The organism is Kushneria pakistanensis, assembly GCF_014652795.1.
GTDB classification, from domain to species: domain Bacteria; phylum Pseudomonadota; class Gammaproteobacteria; order Pseudomonadales; family Halomonadaceae; genus Kushneria; species Kushneria pakistanensis.
Genome location: NZ_BMZM01000001.1, coordinates 380,094 through 398,995, shown reverse-complemented (window position 1 = coordinate 398,995; position 18,902 = coordinate 380,094). Strand labels below are relative to the sequence as shown.

General features: G+C 60.0%; 20 protein-coding genes, 3 tRNA genes and 1 pseudogene. 5 read left to right on the top strand and 19 right to left on the bottom strand.

The window, feature by feature from the left end:
• Positions 1-32: 32 nt before the first annotated feature.
• Both ampD and IE123_RS01725 read right to left on the bottom strand, forming a co-directional pair.
• On the bottom strand, positions 33-620 hold the full coding sequence (ampD, locus tag IE123_RS01730; protein WP_189514483.1) for a 1,6-anhydro-N-acetylmuramyl-L-alanine amidase AmpD: 588 nt from the start codon (positions 618-620) through the stop codon (positions 33-35).
• Between the two features lie 39 nt (positions 621-659).
• Positions 660-1,157 (bottom strand): hypothetical protein, encoded by a 498-nt coding sequence (locus IE123_RS01725; protein WP_189514481.1) that lies wholly within the window; start codon positions 1,155-1,157, stop codon positions 660-662.
• 193 nt (positions 1,158-1,350) lie between these two features.
• On the opposite strand from IE123_RS01725, the gene tsaA reads away from it, so the two are divergent.
• Complete coding sequence (tsaA, locus tag IE123_RS01720) at positions 1,351-2,109, top strand: tRNA (N6-threonylcarbamoyladenosine(37)-N6)-methyltransferase TrmO (protein WP_189514479.1); 759 nt, start codon at positions 1,351-1,353, stop codon at positions 2,107-2,109.
• A 44-nt stretch (positions 2,110-2,153) separates the two neighbouring features.
• On the opposite strand, the gene purC is transcribed toward tsaA, so the two are convergent.
• From purC to dapA, 4 genes are all read right to left on the bottom strand, one after another.
• Complete coding sequence (gene purC, locus IE123_RS01715; protein WP_189514476.1) at positions 2,154-2,879, bottom strand: phosphoribosylaminoimidazolesuccinocarboxamide synthase; 726 nt, start codon at positions 2,877-2,879, stop codon at positions 2,154-2,156.
• Positions 2,880-2,969: 90 nt separating this feature from the next.
• Positions 2,970-3,731: an MBL fold metallo-hydrolase gene (locus IE123_RS01710; RefSeq protein WP_189514475.1), complete on the bottom strand. Its 762-nt coding sequence runs from the start codon at positions 3,729-3,731 to the stop codon at positions 2,970-2,972.
• A complete protein-coding gene (locus tag IE123_RS01705; protein ID WP_189514473.1) occupies positions 3,731-4,663 on the bottom strand; it encodes an outer membrane protein assembly factor BamC in 933 nt (310 codons plus the stop codon). Before IE123_RS01705 ends, IE123_RS01710 begins: the two co-directional genes overlap by 1 nt.
• On the bottom strand, positions 4,660-5,544 hold the full coding sequence (gene dapA / locus IE123_RS01700; protein ID WP_189514471.1) for a 4-hydroxy-tetrahydrodipicolinate synthase: 885 nt from the start codon (positions 5,542-5,544) through the stop codon (positions 4,660-4,662). The genes IE123_RS01705 and dapA overlap by 4 nt, the downstream gene beginning before the upstream one ends.
• Before the next feature lie 315 nt (positions 5,545-5,859).
• On the opposite strand from dapA, the gene IE123_RS01695 reads away from it, so the two are divergent.
• The gene (locus tag IE123_RS01695; protein WP_189514469.1) at positions 5,860-6,336 is read left to right on the top strand and encodes a peroxiredoxin; all 477 of its coding nucleotides are present in this window, start codon (positions 5,860-5,862) and stop codon (positions 6,334-6,336) included.
• A 38-nt stretch (positions 6,337-6,374) separates the two neighbouring features.
• On the opposite strand, the gene IE123_RS01690 is transcribed toward IE123_RS01695, so the two are convergent.
• Positions 6,375-7,466, bottom strand: coding sequence for an AI-2E family transporter (locus IE123_RS01690; protein ID WP_189514467.1), 1,092 nt, complete (start codon positions 7,464-7,466; stop codon positions 6,375-6,377).
• A 44-nt stretch (positions 7,467-7,510) separates the two neighbouring features.
• Positions 7,511-7,774 carry a sulfurtransferase TusA family protein gene (locus IE123_RS01685; protein WP_308430179.1) on the bottom strand — a complete coding sequence of 88 codons (264 nt, stop codon included), beginning with the start codon at positions 7,772-7,774 and terminating at the stop codon, positions 7,511-7,513.
• 139 nt (positions 7,775-7,913) lie between these two features.
• Here IE123_RS01685 and IE123_RS01680 point away from each other — a divergent pair, with 139 nt between their 5' ends.
• Entirely contained in the window at positions 7,914-9,365 is a 1,452-nt protein-coding gene (locus tag IE123_RS01680) for a M48 family metalloprotease (RefSeq protein ID WP_189514465.1), read from the top strand.
• Between the two features lie 106 nt (positions 9,366-9,471).
• Here IE123_RS01680 and IE123_RS01675 read toward each other — a convergent pair.
• From IE123_RS01675 to radD, 11 genes and pseudogenes are all read right to left on the bottom strand, one after another.
• Positions 9,472-9,546: transfer RNA gene (locus IE123_RS01675), tRNA-Lys, on the bottom strand.
• Between the two features lie 46 nt (positions 9,547-9,592).
• Positions 9,593-9,667 (bottom strand) — tRNA-Lys (locus tag IE123_RS01670).
• A gap of 46 nt (positions 9,668-9,713) precedes the next feature.
• Positions 9,714-9,788: transfer RNA gene (locus IE123_RS01665), tRNA-Lys, on the bottom strand.
• A gap of 310 nt (positions 9,789-10,098) precedes the next feature.
• Positions 10,099-10,935, bottom strand: a pseudogene (gene rluB / locus IE123_RS01660) (23S rRNA pseudouridine(2605) synthase RluB); the annotation flags it as partial.
• Positions 10,936-10,945: 10 nt separating this feature from the next.
• The gene (gene scpB / locus IE123_RS01655) at positions 10,946-11,851 is read right to left on the bottom strand and encodes an SMC-Scp complex subunit ScpB (protein WP_189514461.1); all 906 of its coding nucleotides are present in this window, start codon (positions 11,849-11,851) and stop codon (positions 10,946-10,948) included.
• The gene (locus tag IE123_RS01650; RefSeq protein ID WP_189514459.1) at positions 11,848-12,732 is read right to left on the bottom strand and encodes a segregation and condensation protein A; all 885 of its coding nucleotides are present in this window, start codon (positions 12,730-12,732) and stop codon (positions 11,848-11,850) included. The genes scpB and IE123_RS01650 overlap by 4 nt, the downstream gene beginning before the upstream one ends.
• Positions 12,733-12,834: 102 nt before the next feature.
• Complete coding sequence (gene pqqE, locus IE123_RS01645; RefSeq protein ID WP_189514457.1) at positions 12,835-13,962, bottom strand: pyrroloquinoline quinone biosynthesis protein PqqE; 1,128 nt, start codon at positions 13,960-13,962, stop codon at positions 12,835-12,837.
• Positions 13,959-14,246, bottom strand: a complete 288-nt coding sequence (pqqD, locus tag IE123_RS01640; protein ID WP_189514455.1) for a pyrroloquinoline quinone biosynthesis peptide chaperone PqqD — start codon at positions 14,244-14,246, stop codon at positions 13,959-13,961. The genes pqqE and pqqD overlap by 4 nt, the downstream gene beginning before the upstream one ends.
• Positions 14,243-15,025 (bottom strand): pyrroloquinoline-quinone synthase PqqC, encoded by a 783-nt coding sequence (gene pqqC / locus IE123_RS01635; protein ID WP_229819533.1) that lies wholly within the window; start codon positions 15,023-15,025, stop codon positions 14,243-14,245. Before pqqC ends, pqqD begins: the two co-directional genes overlap by 4 nt.
• On the bottom strand, positions 15,022-15,921 hold the full coding sequence (pqqB, locus tag IE123_RS01630) for a pyrroloquinoline quinone biosynthesis protein PqqB (RefSeq protein WP_189514453.1): 900 nt from the start codon (positions 15,919-15,921) through the stop codon (positions 15,022-15,024). The genes pqqC and pqqB overlap by 4 nt, the downstream gene beginning before the upstream one ends.
• 235 nt (positions 15,922-16,156) lie before the next feature.
• A complete protein-coding gene (radD, locus tag IE123_RS01620) occupies positions 16,157-17,971 on the bottom strand; it encodes a DNA repair helicase RadD (RefSeq protein WP_189514451.1) in 1,815 nt (604 codons plus the stop codon).
• Positions 17,972-18,058: 87 nt separating this feature from the next.
• Between radD and IE123_RS01615 the strand changes: the two genes are divergently transcribed.
• Complete coding sequence (locus tag IE123_RS01615; protein ID WP_189514449.1) at positions 18,059-18,472, top strand: hypothetical protein; 414 nt, start codon at positions 18,059-18,061, stop codon at positions 18,470-18,472.
• A gap of 95 nt (positions 18,473-18,567) precedes the next feature.
• Positions 18,568-18,888 (top strand): putative quinol monooxygenase, encoded by a 321-nt coding sequence (locus IE123_RS01610; protein WP_189514447.1) that lies wholly within the window; start codon positions 18,568-18,570, stop codon positions 18,886-18,888.
• The last annotated feature ends 14 nt before the right edge of the window (positions 18,889-18,902 follow it).

Here is an 18,902-nt window from a genome sequence, read left to right as displayed (position 1 = left end):
GACACCCATACCTTGCGTATCTCGCAGAATAGTCATGCCCTCGTATCCGGGCCAGATCCCGACGAGACATCATCACTGTCATATTGTCGCGTCATGATTCTGAGGAGGTACTGCTGATCAAAGCTCGGCCCCGGATCGGACTTTCGAAGTGGCGCCACCTGCTCGTGGGTGACCGTCTCGCGGGCATTGATACGGGGATAATGTGCTTCAAGCGTCGGCAACAACTCCGCCAGGCACTGATACTGGGCATGGGTGAAGGCGCGCCCATCCCCTTCAAGTTCGATGCCGATCGTGAAATCGTTGAGTGCCTGTCGACCCTGCCAGCGGGAGCGTCCGGCATGCCAGGCTCGGCGGTCAAAGGGAACGAACTGTATGCAGCGTCCATCGCGACGAATCAACAGATGTGCCGAGACCCGAAGCCCCCTGATGGTCTGAAAGAAGGGATGGGCATCCCAGTCAAGCCTATTGGTGAACAGTGCCTCGATGTCATCACCGCCAAACCGGCCAGGCGGCAGGCTGATCGAATGCAGCACCACAAGCGAGATCTCACCCGTCGGGCGCGCATCGCTATTGGGAGAAATGACCTGCCGGGCATTGGCAAGCTGATGCTTGATAATCATGTGACCCGATATCCTGTCAGCCATTCTGCATGCTGGGAGTCAGGACCCCACCGCCGGGGTATGCAACGTCCGGGCGGCATCACAGCGTGCGTTAAAGCCGTGAAGGAACTGCTCCCTGTCGCGTTTTGACAAAAGTCCGATCGGCACAAGGCGCGGCCGACGTTCATGCTGCACACGCAGTGTGATACCGCTGCTGCGGACCTTGTCGACCTGTGCAATGTCGCGAAAATTCAGCGTTACCATATGCGGCTTCCAGGCCGGGCCACCAATGTAGCTCAAGCGCTGAGCCTCCAGCCTCAACACGGGTGACAAACGCCGACGTACGGCAAGATTGTTGCCGACCACCAGCCCCCAGACAATCAACGCAAGCCCGATGGCCCCTACCGGCCATAGCCGTCCGCTCTGCCAGGCATGCACCAGCAGCGTAATACCACCTGCCACCGAGAAGGCAAAGGCCACTCCCAGCAGCGTGGTATTCACCTTCTTTTCCGTAAAAAGCATCGGCGTGTCAAAAGCCGCGCCGTTGTGATCCGTCATGACTCGTTATCCTTGCATCAACGCCGTTACGCACCGCTATCAGGTCGGTGTTTTTTGATGCCCGTTGGACATCATGGCGTCATCATTTATCCCCGCCCCGCCCATTTATGCCCGCCAATACATAACATTAGCGGCGGTCATCAGGACCCATGAGCAGGATGCCCTCATCACTGGCAGATGGCATAATCCTTTCATGACAACACATGATACGCCTGCCTCTGAAAGCACCTCGATGGCGCTGGACATTATCGGCACCATCGACAGCTGTTACCCGGACAAGTTCGGCATTCCGCGCCAGCCAGGGCTTGCGCCGAGCGCCACGGCCATCCTCAGGCTCAAGGCTCCGTTTGACCACCCCGATAGCGTCCGCGGGCTCGAGCAGTTCAGCCACCTCTGGATCAGCTTCATTTTCCACCAGAGTCCTGAACGCTGGACGCCCCTGATACGCCCACCGCGGCTGGGCGGCAATGCACGGATCGGTGTTTTTGCCTCACGCTCGACCCATCGCCCCAATCGGCTGGGCCTGTCGCTGGTCGAACTTGCCGGCATTGAATATACCCCGGCGCCGGCGCTGGTGTTGCGCGGTCATGATCTGGTGGATGGCACGCCGGTGGTGGACATCAAACCCTACCTGCCCTGGGCTGACAGCGCCGAAGAGGCTCGTGCAGGCTTTGCCCCCGAGCCCCCGCCGCGCCTTGCCGTACAGCTGAGTGACGACTGCCGGCGCGTTCTTGATGAGCGCCCTGACGGCGAAAGCCTTGGCGCACTGATTCGTGAGGTCCTGTCACAGGATCCGCGACCGGCCTATCGCCGACGCAAAAGGGATGATCGTCGCTACGGCGTACGCCTTCATGACCTGGATGTGCGCTTTCATGTCCAGAGCAGCGACCATGGATCAGGCGAGAACCACGAAAGCGTGATCATGGTCGACAGTCTTGTCCAAAGGACCTGACAGGCCGGCGACGAGGCATCGCCACCGGCCCGTGCTGACAGATGTCAGTCCGTTGCCTGGTCGAAATTGACACCGATGCGGCGCCCAACCTCTTCATAGGCCTCGATCACGCCGCCAAGCCCCTGACGGAAGCGATCCTTGTCCATCTTTTCACGCGTGGTGGCATCCCACAGCCGACAGCCATCGGGGGAGAACTCATCGCCCAGCGTCACTTCCCCATGGAACAGGCCGAACTCGAGCTTGTAATCCACCAGCAGCAGGTTGCCCTCAAGAAAGAGCTTTTGAAGGATGTCGTTGATCTGGAAGGTCAGCTCTCGGGCCCGCGCCAGATGCTCGCGACTGGCCCAGCCAAAGGTCTCGGCCAGTGACTCGTTGATCATCGGGTCACCCTTCTCATCGTTTTTGAGAAAGAGCTCGAAGGTGGGTGGTTCAAGTGCAATGCCCTCTTCCACTCCCAACCGACGACACAGCCCGCCGGCGGCAATGTTTCTTACCACACACTCCACCGGCATCATGGTCAGACGCTTGACCTCACACTCGGTATCCGAGCGCAGCCGTTCGAAATGTACAGGGATGCCGGCCTCTTTCAGGGCATTCATGATGAAGGCATTGAAGCGGTTATTGACGCGTCCCTTGCGGGCGAGCTGTTCAACCTTCTTGCCGTCAAAGGCGCTGGTATCGTCACGAAACTCAAGGATCAAACGATCGGGATCATCGGTTTCAAAAACGGACTTGGCCTTGCCCGCATAAAGTTCCTGGCGTTTTTCCACGAAAGTCTCCGGCAGGGAATCAGAGGGTTATTGGAACGGGGGTATCCTGACATCGAACACCTGCTGCATCCGATATATCGGGTCGGTGCATCAGCTGACCGACTGCCAGTCAACGGTGCGCCCCTGCTGTGCAATGACCAGGCGCGACTCATCGCCGTCCAGCAGAGGGCTTAGCGCCTCAAAGGCAAGCTCGGGCAGATTATTCTTCTCTGACAGGTGAGACGCAACCAGTCGCTGCAGGCGATCGGTCCCCAGCGTCTGCAAAAGTTCGGCGGCCTGACGATTGGAAAGATGGCCCAACCGGCCGCTGACGCGACGCTTGAGACTCGGCGGATAGGGGCCGTAGTCCAGCATTCGCACGTCATGATTGCATTCGATGAAAAGAGCATCGCATTGACGATAGCGCTTGAGCACATGCGGTGTCACCATGCCCAGATCGGTCAAAATCCCCAGTCGGTAACGGTCGGCCTCGATCAGATACTGCACGGGCTCACGTGCATCATGGGGCACGGTCACCGGTGTGATATCAAGATTACCGATGCTCCAGGTTTCCTCGGGCGTTACCAGCACGACATCAATACGAGGGTCAGGCTGAAGCGACAGCCAGCTTCCGACTGTCATGTAGACCGTCAGGCCAAAGCGACGCGCCAGGGCAGATACGCCGCGCACATGATCAATATGCTCATGCGTCACAAGAATGCCGGCCAGCGTGGCCGGATCCAGATGGAGGGTCTGCATGCGCCTTATGGCCTCACGCATGCCGAAACCGCAGTCGATCAGCAGTGTGGTGCCCGCACTGCTGACCAGAGTGGCGTTGCCACGACTGCCGCTGCCCAGCGATGCAAATCGCATCAACGCAGGATCGAGGCTACACCGTCGAGCAGATCATGGGCCCTCTGCTGATCGACCGGCTCACCGGCGCTGTCGGTCACGCTGACGTAGGCGCCGTTGTCAGCAGGTGAAACGTGCAACAGGTACTGCTGCGTCTGATCACTGCTGCCACGGAAGGGAATCCAGCTGCTCTCGCCCTTGACCGTGGATTCGACGGTAAAGACGCGCTCGCTGCGGTTCTGATCGACCAGACGGCGCTGCGGTGTTTCGTAGTTGTTTTCCAGCTGCCAGGCAAGCTCTGCCCAGGCCCGCGGGAAATCAAGCGCCAGCGCCAGACGCCAGTTGTCATTGCGGCTTTCCAGACGCACCCGGTCATTGCGTGACAGGTTCTGGGCCACCATTGATACTCCGCTCTGCGGTGCACCAGAGGAGAGATATTGACTGACTTCGCTCAGACAGGCATCAACGCTTGCGCCGCCCTGCTGGCAATAGACATCCGTGGTGTTGTTACGGATGCCCTGGCGCACCGACAGCACCCCACGGTCGGTCACGATCTGACCCGTATTGCCATCGATGTTCTGCACCTGATAGCCATTGGTGCGCACAAATTCCTGCAGCCGCGGCCAGACAGCGCCGGGGGCGGCACTCACGACCAGCCAGCGATTACCATCGGCTTCACGCGGCTCGATAAAGCGTGTTTCCCGGTCACTGGTAGAAAGCGTTTGCGGACGAGGCGGCTCGTAACCCTCACGACTTCTTATGAAATCGTTGGTGGCTTTCGGGACAGGCATCGCGTCCTGATAGCGGGCCTGATTACGTGACGCCGGCAACTCCAGCGGTGATGTCATTTCCGCATCGGCATACTCGCTGTTGCGGTCATAATAATAGCCGCTGCCACAGCCACCCAGTACGAGTACCAGTGGCGTGACCACCATCCAGCGTGTCCTGCTCATTGATCCATCACTCCGGCAAGCTGCAGCGCCTCGGCTACGGTGGATTGATATTTTTCGGAAAGCCAGGTCAGCGGCAATCGAATGCCGTTTTCCATCAGACCAAGCTCGTGCAGCGCCCACTTGACCGGAATTGGATTGGCCTCGATGCCCAGCACCGAATGCAGCGGCATCAGTCGCGTATTGATCTGATGGGCACGGTCGTAGTCACCCCCCATGGCAGCAGCGCAAAGCTCATGCATGGCACGCGGCGCCACGTTGGCCGAGACGGAAATGGCCCCATGGCCGCCGGCCAGCATGAACTCGCAGGCTGTCGGATCATCACCGGAGTAAAGCGCAAAGTCGCGGCCCTTGAGACGCTCAATCAGCTCCTCGGCACGCTCGAGGTTACCAGTGGCGTCCTTGAGACCCACAATGTTGTCGATCATCGCCAGGCGCTGCGTGGTCTCGTTGTAAAGATCCACACCGGTACGGCCGGGGACGTTGTACAGGATGACGGGCAGATCGCAGGCGTTGGCTACGGCCTTGAAGTGCTGATACAGCCCTTCCTGCGTCGGACGGTTGTAATAGGGCGTGACCGACAGGCAATAATCGGCACCGACTTCCTTGGCATAACGGGCAAGCTCTACCGCCTCTGCCGTGGCATTGGCACCAGTACCTGCAATGACAGGCACACGGCCGTTGACCGTTTCCACGACCGTGCGAATCACATCGAAGTGTTCGGCAACGCTCATGGTGGTGGGTTCACCGGTGGTGCCGGCTGCCACAATGGCATCAGTGCCATGCTCGAGATGCCAGCTTACAAGATGCCTCAGGGCATCCCAGTCGATGGCCCCATCGGCTTTCATGGGCGTCGCCAGAGCGACCATGCTGCCAGTGATCATCCCGCCAACCTCTTGCTTTGAATTCATTTGAAAACGACCCTGTCATGGCCGTCAGCACAGACTGACACCAGCATTGTGTGTCCTCGGAGCAACGTGACCCAGGGTCGGCCATCAGGCTGACGATGGTACTCGGCGCACCCCATGCTGTACAGACGCAGGGGGGAAGGAAAACGCTCCCATGCGCCCGGGCCGGCTGATTTCAACGCTTGTCTCGGTTATTGTCGCAGGCCACGTTCGCCATCGCGTCGCCCGTTCAGACCCGCATCATGACCAGACAGCCGCGACGCGTTTTTTTATCCTCAGGGGGAAATTTTCATGAGTATCACCATCGGCATGCCTGCCCCGGATATCACGCTGGAAGCGACCAGCGCCACAAGCTTCAACCCTGCCGCCTTCAAGGGTAAGCAGGTGGTGCTTTATTTTTATCCAAAGGATGCAACGCCTGGCTGTACCACCGAGGGTCAGGATTTCCGCGATCGCATGGAGGCCTTCGAAAAGGCAGGCACGCATGTTTTTGGCGTATCGCGTGACACGCTGCGCCGACACGAGAACTTCAAGGAAAAACAGGGCTTCCCCTTTGAGCTGGTCAGCGACCCACAGGAGACGCTGTGTCGCGCCTTTGATGTCATCAGGCTCAAGAAGCTCTACGGCAAGGAGCATGAAGGCATCGAGCGCAGCACGTTTCTGATCGACCGGGAAGGCAATATTGCCGCGCAGTGGCGAAAGGTGAAGGTGGCAGGCCATGCCGACGAAGTGCTGGCCATGGCACAGGCACTTGACGCCGGCCAGTAAAGGATCAGGGCCCTGCCTTCCGACAGGGCCCCGGGCATTTATTCGACCGCGATAACGCCTTCCTTGCGCAACGCGCTTGCCCCGCGAGGCCAGGCAAACATCAATGACTTGATCAGCGTGGCCAGCGGGATGGCAAAAAAGATGCCCCAGAAGCCCCAGATGCCGCCGAAAAACAGTACCGCAAGGATGATCGCTACCGGATGCAGGTTAACCACTTCTGAAAACAGGAGTGTCACCAGCACATTGCCATCCAGCGCCTGAATAATGGCGTAGGCCAGCAATACATAGAGGAACTGTTGATCAAATCCGAAGTGCAGCCCGGCAGAAGCGGCAACAGGCAGTGTGGCCGCTGCTGCACCGATATAGGGCACCAGCACGGAAAGCCCTACCACGATTCCCAGCAGTACCGCATAAGGCAGTCCAAGCGCCCAGAAGGTCACAAAGGACACCACCCCGACAATCATGATCTCGATGAACTTGCCACGGATGAAGTTGGCAATCTGGGTGTCCATTTCACACCATACCCGCGTCATCAACATGCGCTTTTTGGGTAACAGCGACAGGAAAAAGCCGATCAGGCGCTCCCGATCCTTGAGCATGAAAAAGACCAGAATCGGCACCAGTACCAGATAGATGATGACACTTAGCACACCGGCCAGCGAACTCAGGGACAGGCTTACCACACGCCGCCCCAGCTGGGTGGCTTCCTGACTGGCCGTATTGATCAGATGCTGCACCTGGTCGGGCGTGACGATACTGGGATAACGGGCCTGCAGCTCATCAAGCAGCGCCTGGCTACGATACAGTACCGCCGGCAACCCCTGCACCAGGCGGGCGAACTGGTCCCAGACCATCGGAAAAATGATCAGGGCAAAAAACAGCATGGCCCCGACAAACATCAAAAGCACCAGACACACGGCCGGTAACCGTGGCAGTCCCAGACGCTCCAGCCAGCGCACCACGCCCTGGAGCAGAAAGGCAAAGACCAGCGCGGTCAGAAACGGCGCCAGCATGCCGCCGAAAAAAATGATTATGGCGAACCCCACGACCAGCAGGGCCCCCAGCGTGACCGCTTCCTCATCCGAGAGGTAGCGCTCCATGAAACGGTTCCAGAGAGTTCTGAAGGTCATCAAGTTATTGTCACCATAAGGGTCAAACCAGCGGCCACTGACGATCAGTGTCCCTTGATCAGTACGTAGTGGTAGATGTCATCATCCTGTCGGCGTGTGGCCAGATGATGCACGCCATGAACGGCAAGACTTTCAAAGTCACGCCATGAACCGGGGTCAGTACAGATGACATGCAGACGCTGCCCGATATCCAGCGCAGCCAGCGCCTGACGTGCCTTGAGCAGTGGCATCGGACAGGCCAGTCCGGTGGCATCCAGCATCTGATCGGCACGCTGCTCCATTTGCCTGATTTCATCGATATTTTCCAACGCCACTGATCCTTCTGCTGGTTGTAATCGGCACGATTTAAAGGCAACTTGATGCCACCGGCAACCTCTACGGTCTGTTACCAACAGACCGTAGCGCTTCTGCCCTTTCATGTCTCAACGGCCATCCGGTAAGCATGTCATGTCAAGGCATACGCGTTTTCGATGCATCATCACGGCAGCCTTGCTGCTTGGCACGGTAGCCGTGCCGATGGCCTCACCGGCCAGTCAGCTTCCCACGCTGGGCGATTCGACCGGCAGCTACAACGGTCAGGAAGAATTTCGCCTCGGACGCGCCTGGCTTCGCGAGTTTCGCGCCCACGTCGGTCAATGGCGCGATCCCATCACACAGGATTACCTTGAATCGCTGGTCGCCCGACTGTTGCCCAACAGTCAGCTCGGTGATGTCACGCCCATTGTCACCCTGGTGTCGAGTCGCACGCTCAATGCCTTTGCCGTCCCCGGTGGGGTCATCGGCATCAATACCGGCCTGTTTGCCTACGCCCCCGATCAGGACGCGTTTGCCTCGGTACTGGCCCACGAAATGGGCCACCTGTCACAGCATCACTTTGCCCGCGAGATGGCGCGCAGCGAACGTGCCCAGCTGCCCACCATGGCCGCCATGCTGGCCGGTCTGGTGGTGGCGGCCAGCGGTGGTGGCAATCTGGGGGTTGCCACCATGGCCGGTACCCAGGCTGCCGCCATGCAGAGTCAATTGAGCTACTCCCGCCGCTATGAACAGGAAGCCGACCGGGTAGGCCTTCAAGCCATGGCGCGCTCCAACATGGATCCCATGGCCATGCCTCGCATGTTTGCCACCATGCAGCGGCTTTCAAGCATGCAGGGCAATACCCCACCCGAATTTCTGCTGACGCACCCCATGACCGATTCACGGCTGAGCAATACCACCAGCCTGGCCCAGCAATACCAGACCGGCAACATCAGTGACCCGGGTCCCGAGTACGACCTGATCCGTGCCCGTGCCATGCTGGCCATGAACATGAGCGATCCCACCTCGGTACGCACCCGCCTTGAGCAGGACAAGGCCCACCCTATCGCCCTGCGCTACCTGGATGCCCTCAATGACAGCATCAATCAGCGCACCGACCAGGCGCTGGCAGCCTTTGACCAGCTCGCCCGGGAAGCACCCGATATTCTGATGCTGTCGGCCAGTGCAGCGGATGCCGCCCTGGACGCCGGCCGGCGTGAAGAGGCCATTCGTCGCTGTGAACGTATTCTGCGCCTGACACCGGACTACTATCCGGCACAAATCATTCAGAGTGAGGCACAGCTTGGCATCAACCCGACCACCGCCTTTCGCAGCCTGAGGGTACTGGCAGATACTCACGCCGAGGATCCGGATCTATGGAACCTGTTAAGCGAAGCGGCCGGGCGCAGCGGCCGAGAAGACTGGGGCCACCTTGCCCTGGCCGAACAGCTTCAGCTCAAGGGGGATATCGAAGGCGGTCTGGAACAGCTGCGCCTGGCAGAAAAGGCGTCACAGCAAAGCGGTGATTATGCTCTGACCAGTCGCATTCGAGAGCGTCGCAGGGATTTTGGTCAATATCAGCAGACGCTGGAGAAGTTTCGCTAACCCCGATGGTTGGCGCGAACCGGTTCAGAATGTCTGTGCCGACACAGGTGCAAGGGACACATACGAAAACGCCTCATCCCGGTAAGGATGAGGCGTCTTCAGAAACTGGTGGGTCGTGTAGGATTCGAACCTACGACCAATTGGTTAAAAGCCAACTGCTCTACCACTGAGCTAACGACCCGGATTCAGGCACTGACTAATCAGCCCCGAAACAATGACAAGGCCTGTGGTGGGTCGTGTAGGATTCGAACCTACGACCAATTGGTTAAAAGCCAACTGCTCTACCACTGAGCTAACGACCCAACAATTCTGCCAGCAATCACAAACATGCCATTATTTCTGTCGAGATGGTGGGTCGTGTAGGATTCGAACCTACGACCAATTGGTTAAAAGCCAACTGCTCTACCACTGAGCTAACGACCCGCTCGACGGGCGCAAATACTACTTTGAAAGCATTCGCGATGCAAGCGCCTATTGCACACGTACGGCGTTAACGGCGCCCACCGCCCTTTCGACCCTGTGGCGTGCCTGTACTTTTCCTGTCACTGCTGCCGCGGCGCTCCTGACCCTTTTCACCCCTGGCAGATGAGCGGCGATTGTTCGTCGGTGCCGTGGAGCTCCAGTTACCCAGATCACTGCGCTTCTCATTGCGCTTCTCACGAGGCGTCATGGGTCGCACTTCATCACGGCGCTCACTGCGGCGAGGCGTGCTTTCCTGGGCATCGCTGCGTGCGGCTTCCGGTGACTTGACGCCACGTACAGGACGGCGCTTGTTCTTGTCACGGTTCCAGCGATTTTTTTCATCAGGCGTCAGCGCCGGTACCTTGCGCTTTTCGAGCCCGGCCAGTTCGGACAGATCATCCACTTCCTGCTGGGTCAGTTCCGTCCACTCCCCGGCACGCGCGCGCTTGTCCAGAAAAACGCTGCCATAACGCACGCGCTTGAGTCGGCTTACCGTCAGCCCCTGAGATTCCCAGAGCCTGCGCACTTCACGGTTGCGCCCTTCCATGATGACCACGTGAAACCAGGTGTTGATACCTTCGCCACCAAACTCCTGCACATCGGTAAAGCGCGCAGGGCCATCTTCCAGCATCACGCCTTCGACCATGGCACGGACATGCTCGATGGTGACCTCTCCCATGACCCGAACAGCGTATTCGCGCTCGATCTGCATGGAAGGATGCATCAGGCGATTGGCCAGCTCACCATCGGTCGTAAAGAGCAGAAGACCGCTGGTATTGATGTCCAGGCGCCCGATGGCGATCCAGCGCTCACCGGACAGGCGCGGCAGGTGTTCAAAGACCGTGCGGCGGCCTTCCGGGTCACGACGTGTGCACAGCTCACCTTCAGGCTTGTTGTACATGATAACCCGACGGGAGGACGCCTCACTCGACATCAGGGTCACGGGTCGGTTATCCACGGTGACGCGATCCGTATCGGCAATACGATCGCCGAGCTTTGCCGTCTCCCCGTTGACATTGACGCGGCCGGCCGCGATGGCGGCTTCCATTTCGCGTCGTGACCCCAGCCCGGTACGGGCCAGTACTTTCTGCAGTTTTTCAGTATTCATCAGTGAAGTCTCAATCTTCTGGGTAACTGGTGTGCGTCGATCTCTCATCGGGCCCAGCATCCGGACCGTCGCAATCTGCCTCACTGCGCAGTCGCTCGGCCAGTCGTTGACCGATCTCATCAAGACTCGGGCTCTGACGGGAAGGCATCGGCGTCTCAATCGACGAGCGTTCGGATGGTGCCTGTTCGCCAGCAGGCGAATCGGCAGGCACATCCTCTGTTTTACTGCCGTCGCTGTCGGCAGCATCTTCATTGGTAAAGTCTTCGTTGGCAGCGTTTTCGCTGACAGCATCTTCATCGTAGGGTAGCGAAGGCTCGGCAGTCTCCGGGGCATTCGATACTTCACCCGATGCTTGCGCATTGGGCGTGAGCTGTTTGAGCCAGTCCACTGTTTCGCCCTCTTTCACCGCACTGATCGGCGGCAGTGCATCCAGCGTACGCAGTCCGAAGTCATCAAGAAAGCCTCTGGTGGTGGCATAGACCGCCGGGCGCCCGGGCACATCACGATGTCCCACTACCCGCACCCAGCCACGCTCGATCAGGGTCCGCATGATCGAGGCACTGACCGACACGCCGCGCACCTCTTCAATATCGGCACGCGTGACCGGCTGACGGTAGGCAATCAGCGCCAGGGTTTCCAGCAGCGCTCTTGAATAGCGCTGCGGGCGCTCATCCCAGAGTCGTGAGACCCAGGGAGACAGCGCATCGCGCACGCGCAGTCGAAACCCGGATGCTGTTTCTTCCAGCATCAGGGCACTGTGCGCCAGTCGTGCGTCCAGCGTTTGCAGTGCCTCACGCAATGCCCGGCGACCGGGTCGCTCGCCGTCCTCAAAAACCGCTTCCAGCCGTTCAAGGGTCAGCGGCTCGCCGGCCGCCAGCAGCACGCCTTCAAGAATATGATCCAGCTGCGGCGTCATGACACGGTTGCCTGTTCATTATCTTCAAAGGGCTGCTCGAATGCCTCTTCCCCGTCGTCCTGCGGCTGCACCCGCCCACGCACGTGAATGGGTGACAGCGGTGCGTTCTGTACGATTTCGATCAATCGCTCCTTGCTCAGTTCCAGAATGGCCATGAAAGTGACCACGACCCCGGCCTTGCCCTCTTCAGGATCAAAAAGCGCCTCAAACGGCGTGAACTGCTCATCATTGATGCGCTCAAGAATGGCCATCATTCGCTCGCGGGTCGAGAGCACCTCGCGGGTAATCTGATGGTCCTTGCGAAAGTCGGCGCGCTGCATCAACGCCGTCAGCGCCCCCAGAAGCTCTGAAAGCTCGACGTCCGGATGCTGCACGCGAGGCTGCAACACCGGCAGCCCCGCCTCCGCCGTATACCAGTCGCGTCCCTGGCGGGGCATTTCGTCGATGGCCTGAGCGGCCAGCTTGATCTGTTCATACTCCTGCAGGCGACGCACCAGCGCCGCCGTCGGGTCTTCCTCATCATCCTCATCATTTGAACGTGGCGCACGAGGCAGCAGCGTACGCGACTTGATCTCGGCCAGCATCGCTGCCATCAGCAGGTACTCGGCGGCCAGATCAATGCCGCTGACCTTCATGAGCTCCACATACTCGATGTACTGACGGGTCACGGCCGCTACATTAACGGCCAGAATATCGAGATTCTGACGCCGAATCAGATACAGCAGCAGATCGAGCGGCCCCTCAAAGGTTTCCAGAAAGACACGCAGCGCCTCGGGCGGAATATAAAGATCTTCCGGCATTTCATGCAGGGGCTCACCGCCCACCATAACGGCAGGGGCAGCCTCGAGGGTCGGGCTGTGAGGATCACCGGAATGGGTCATGGGGTGCGAAGCGAAGGCTCAAACGAAACAGGACGTTGACGCAAGTTTATCAGGCCGCCCCGTTTCAAGCATCTGCATCCTGTTTTCTTCTGCCAGCACTGCTCAGGCGTGACGCTCGCCTCGTGCGAAACGGCGATACGCGAAGGGCTCGTCGCGGCTGGCCTCCTCCAGTGTCAGCGTCTGGATCTCCTCGTGCCAGGGGGAGTGCTGACATACCGGATCCATCTGCCGGGCATCACCGGTCATCATCAGCGCCTGACAGCGACAGCCACCATGATCGATATCGCGGCGATCGCAGCTCTGGCACGTCTCGGGCAGAAAGTCGGTACCACGAAAGGCGTTAAAGGCCGGCGAGTGATGCCAGATATCAAACAATGCGTGTTCGCGCGCACTCCAGAACTCAAGCCCCGGAATCGTCTGCGCTGCATGGCACGGCAGCCCCAGCCCCGAGGGCGTGATGTTGATCGTTTGCTGGCCCCAGCCGTTCATGCAGGGCTTGGGGAAATGGGCGTAGTAATCCGGCACCACTGAATCGATGGCCAGTTGTCCCTTGAGGCGAGTCTGGGCGGCCTCGACCGCTCTGAGGGCTGTCATCACCTCATGGCGCTGCGGCATCAGGGCACCGCGATTGCGCAGCGCCCAGCCGTAATACTGGGCGTGGGCCAGCTCCAGCCGCTCGGCGCCCAGCTCAAGGGCAAGTGCGATGAAATCATCCACCTGATGGATATTGGCACGGTGAAGCACCACGTTGAGCGTCAGCGGCAATCCCAGCGCTCGAACCTCACTGGCGAAGGCACACTTTTTATCGAACGCGCCGCGCAGCCCCGAGACATGCTCTGTGACCTCATCATCAGCCCCCTGAAAGGAGAGCTGCACGTGATCAAGCCCGGCCGCTTCCAGCGCGGCCAGGCGCTCGGGCGTGATGTTGACGCCTGCCGTGATCAGGTTCGAATAGAGTCCTTCGTGGGCACAGGTTTCGACCAGCTCAACCAGATCGCGCCTTGCCGCCGGCTCACCTCCGGAGAGATGCACCTGTAGAACGCCCAGCGCTGCCGCTTCGCGCAGAATGCGCTGCCAGTCAGCGGTAGTCATTTCGTCACCGCGCCGCTCCAGCTCTACTGGATTGGAGCAGTAGGGACACTGCAGCGGACAGCGATGGGTCAGCTCGGCAAGCAGACCCATGGGCGGGGCGATGGTCTTCTCGATGTGCGACCGGGCCATGTCACTCATGCCACCACCTCCAGTACGCGCCGGTCGATCAGGGCATGAAACAACGCCAGAACATCATGGCGAATCCGACGGCGCTCGGCGTTGTAATCGGCTGTGAGCGTATCAACGATCTGTGACACGGATTGCCTGCCATCCACATGGCTCATCACCGCATGCGCAATCGCATCAAGCTGAAAGATGCGCTCCGGCGCCAGCAGCACCCAGCCGCCGCGCGCAGCGTCATGACGCATGCGTACGCCGCGCGGCAGGCGCACCACGGTGTTGTCATTGAGCCCGGCGCTCAAGGCGTGGCTCCCGCAATCAGACCGCTCTCGCCATCCCAGGCCCCGGGTGGGCGGTGACCTTCCACGTAGGCGTGCTGCAGGGCATCCAGCATCGTCCAGAGCACGTCGCACTTGAAGACCAGCGCCTCCAGCACCGCCTGCTGCTGATCAGCGCGCAGGGCGTGTTCGCGCACGTAGGCCAGCGCCCGCTCGGCGTCATGAGGCGCCTGGGTCAGACGCGGGCGGAAGTAATCCAGCGTCTCCTCGGACACGAAATCGTAGTGCTCAAGCATGCCAGAGACGCGCGTCCCGATGACCTTCGGCGAGAACAGCTCGGTCAGCGAGGACGCGATCGCCTCCAGCAGCGTGCGATCACGCACGAAGTGGGTATAGGCTTCCACTGCAAAGCGCGTTGTCGGCAGGATGGCGCGGGTCGAGCGCACCATCTCGCGATCAAGCCCCAGGCCGTCCGTGAGCTTCAGCCAGCGCTCGATGCCGCCCTCGCCGGGCGCTTCGCCGTCGTGATCAACCAGTCGAGTGCGCCACTCACGCCGCCAGTCCGGATCATCAAGGCGCGCCATCAGGGTGGCATCCTTGATGGGGATCATGGCCTGGTAATAATAACGATTGAGCGCCCAGGCCCGTACCTGGCAGCGATCAAGTTCGCCACCCTGAAGCGCCAGCTGAAACGGATGGCGATGGTGATAGCGCGCTTCGCCGATCTCGCGCAGACGCGTCTCCAGCGCCTCGGGGCTCATCGGCTCGGTCACGTCACTCAGGTGCGTCTCGGATGAACTCAAGGCGTGATCTCCATACCGTCGAAGGCGATTTCCCAACCGGCGTCTTCGGCCTCGCGCCGCTCGGCGCTGTCCTCGATCAACACGGGGTTGGTGTTGTTGATGTGAATAAAAATGCGGCGGTCGATGGCTACATCGGCCAGTGCCGTCATGCTGCCCTGGGGCCCCGACATCGACATGTGACCCATGCGCTGTCCGGTCTTCTGTCCGACGCCGGCATGAATCATCTCGTCATCGCGCCACAGGGTGCCGTCAAAGAGCAGCGCTGAGGCCCCTTCCAGCCGTTCGGCAAGGCGCGGCGTGACGGTGGCACAGCCGGGAATGTAGTACAGCCGCTGGCCGTCCAGCTCGAACTCGACGCCTACGGTCGACTCCCCTTCGGCGCCGATGTCCACCTCATCACCTTCCAGATAGAGGGCGGTCTTGCCAGGCACGGCAAACACGGTCGCCATAAGGCCCGGCAGCAGCTCGATTCGACTGTCGAGTGCCACGTCGCGTCGCTCGACACAGTCCGGAGCGAGCACGTTGAAAATCGGGTTGCTGCGCAGCACGCCGTGTATTTCAGGCGTGGCGTACAGTCGAAACGGTGAACGTTCGCGCAGGCTCAAAAGCCCGGCAACATGATCCACGTCACCATTGGTGACCAGGATTGACTGAATCGGGGTATGGCGGTCATCACGGTTTGGCTGAAGCGCCGGTTCGCGCTGCAGTTGACTGAGCACTTCAGGCGCACAGTTGATCAGCGCCCAGTGTTCACCATCGTTGGATACGGCAATCGAGGACTGGGTGCGCGGAATAACGCGCTGCGGTTCAGCGCGCGCCAGACGGCACACGGCGCAGCGACAGTTCCATTGAGGCAGGCCGCCACCGGCGGCCGACCCCAGTACGCGAACGCGCAAGCGCTGCGCACCTGCTGTTTTACTCTTCAATGTCGATTTCAATCTCGGCAGGCAGGTAGACACTGGCTTCCATACCAGCACTGATTTCCTTGACCTCGGGGGCGGACCAGCTCATGACAGACTCCTTGATCGCAAATGGATCGCGTCGCAATGGTGATAACGCTGCCAGATGGCAACGCTCCTTACCTTAGCAGAATAACGATGTTTGATGCTGTCTCTCGTCAGGTACCATTCATCAGGCGCCATCGGCACTGTCGGCACGCCGGTAACGGCCTTCATAATCAAAGAGGCGCTCGCGCACCTGCCAGTAGCGCCCTACCTTGCGCCCCACCACAAAGTCCGGGTGGCGCAGCCGCTCGCGTGAGGCAATCACCTCATCAATCGTGGTGGGCTGCCAGTCACTGCCCGGCGCACGCAGATGCAGCTTCAGCCAGGCATGATAAAAGGCGGTGCGCTGCGCAGGCGTTTCCAGGGCGTACCACTCCGAGAGCGTGGCGCCGTCCTCATCCACATAGGTCACCTTGAGGCGGGCCAGACCACGCCCGTTGGTACTTTCTTCCAGCATCATGCCGCTGACCCTGAGTACCCGGGCATCCTTGAGTTTCAGGGCATCGCGCAGCTTGTCATCGGCATCGATCAGCAGCTCCTGACAGTGATGACAGCGTCGGGCAGCGATATCATTTTGCGTGCCGCACTGCTCGCAGACCTTGTAGCGAAAGCGAAAGTCACATTGCACCTGTCTACCCTGCTCGTCCTCGACCAGCCCCTGACAGCGCCGGCCAAAGTGCTCGATCACCAGCTCACCGTCGCGTTTACCCCAGAAGATGTTGGCAAAGCCACATTCGGGGCACTCGACCTGTACCGGCTCGCTGTCACTGTCGGGTCGCGGGCCCTCCACTTCGGGGCCATACAGATCCCAGGGATTGCCGGCATAGTCCAGTACCAGGCAGTCCTGCTTGTCAGGTGAAAGGCGCAGACCGCGCCCGACGATCTGCTGGTAGAGCCCCACCGACTCGGTCGGGCGCAGGATGGCAATCAGATCCACATGCGGCGCGTCAAAGCCGGTGGTCAGTACGGCCACGTTGACCAGATACTTCAGCTCACGCGCCTTGAAGGCCTCGATCAGTCGTTCGCGCTCGCCACCGGCCGTCGTGCCGGTCACCAGTGCCGCCTGGCCCTCGGGCAGATAGCCCATGATCTCTTCGGCGTGCGCCACCGTAGCGGCAAACACCATCACCCCCTGACGCTCACGGGCCTGGGCCATCACGTCTTCGATGATCACGGGTGTGGCCCGGTTGCCCCTGACCACCCGATTAAGGTCGGACTCGGCGTACTGCCCGCCGGCGCGGGGCGCGAGCTGCGAAAAATCATAGCGTGCTATTGCAGCATCAATGCGGCGGGGCTCGGCCAGATAGCCCTGCTTGACCATGACGCGCAGGGGCTGCTCGAACACGCAGTCGCGGAAAAAGGACGTTTCGGGGCCGCGTACCATGCCATGATAGTGGCGGTAATAAATGAATCCCTGCCCCAGGCGATAGGGGGTAGCTGTCAGTCCCAGCACCTTGATATCCGATCGGCTCGCCCGCAGATGATCAATCACCCGCTGGTAGCTGCCGGGCTGATGCCGACGCGTGCCATCGGCCTTTTCATCCACCATGGGCGCCACGCGATGGCACTCATCGATGACCAGCAGCGTGAACTGGCCGTCATCAAAGTCATCGAGCGCATTGATGACAGATTGCACCGAGCCAAAGACCACCTGGCGCTGGCTGTCGCGTCTTCCAAGGCCGGCACTGAAGATATCGGCCCTGAGCCCGTAGGCCTCATATTTGGCATGGTTTTGTGCCACCAGCTCACGCACATGGGCCAGCACCAGCACTCGCCCGCGGGCGATACGGGCCAGTTCGGCAATGACCAGGCTCTTGCCGCTGCCGGTGGGCAACACCACGACGGCGGGATCATGGCTCCGGCGAAAATGACCGACGACACGCTCGACGGCCTCCTTCTGGTAGGGACGCAGCTGCGGCGGTGTCGTTAAAGACGTCGACATGTCCTTATACTAATCCTGTGATCCTGATATTCCGGGACTGGCTGAATGTTTAAAACCCGTCACCGCTGATGACCAAAGAGGCGCACAATGCAGGCCAACACACAGATCGAGCACTACATTGAAGGCCTGGGCGCCATGGATTTCCAGGTAGAGGCCATCGATACCCATGCCGCGCGTATCACGCTTGAAAGCCTCGAGTTCGTCCTGGTCGTGGCCGAGGACGAACCGGCCTTTTTCCAGCTGATGCTGCCTGGTATCTGGCAGGCCGATGCCAGCACCGACCGTGCCCAGCTGCTCGACATTGCCAATGACGTCATGAATGCCATCAAGGCGGCCAAGGTTGTCATTCACGGTGAAGCCGTGCATGTCAGTGTGGAGCAGTTTGTGGCAGGCCCTGAACAGGGCGTGGCCCTGGTGCCGGGGCTTCTGGAGCTGCTGCGAAGTGCCGTGGCGGAATTTCACGAGCGCATGGGCATGGGTGAAGCACCCAGAATTCACTGACGCCGCATTCGGCGTCATACCCACGGTGAAACAGTACCAACGCCGCAACCCTTGCGATTGCACCCGAAAGACCAAACGCTGCACGGAGAATCATGATGAGTGTCAACAAGCCAAGCTTTGTCGTTCTGGCAGAATTCAACATCAGGAAAGGCCAGCGCGATGCCTTTCTGGCGCTGGCGCACAATGACGCCAACGAGTCGCTGGCCAATGAAAGCGGCTGTCATCAGTTCGATGTACTGGTGCCAGAGGAAGACGGCAACACCGTCATTCTTCATGAGGTCTATACCGACCGCGCCGCCTTCGACAAGCACTTGGAAATGCCCCACTACAAGCCCTTCAAGGAAGGCACCGACCCGCTGCTTGAAGGAGAACCGACGGTACGCTTTTTAAGCCCCGCCGAGCGTCCACAGAACTGATTGTGATGCTGTCG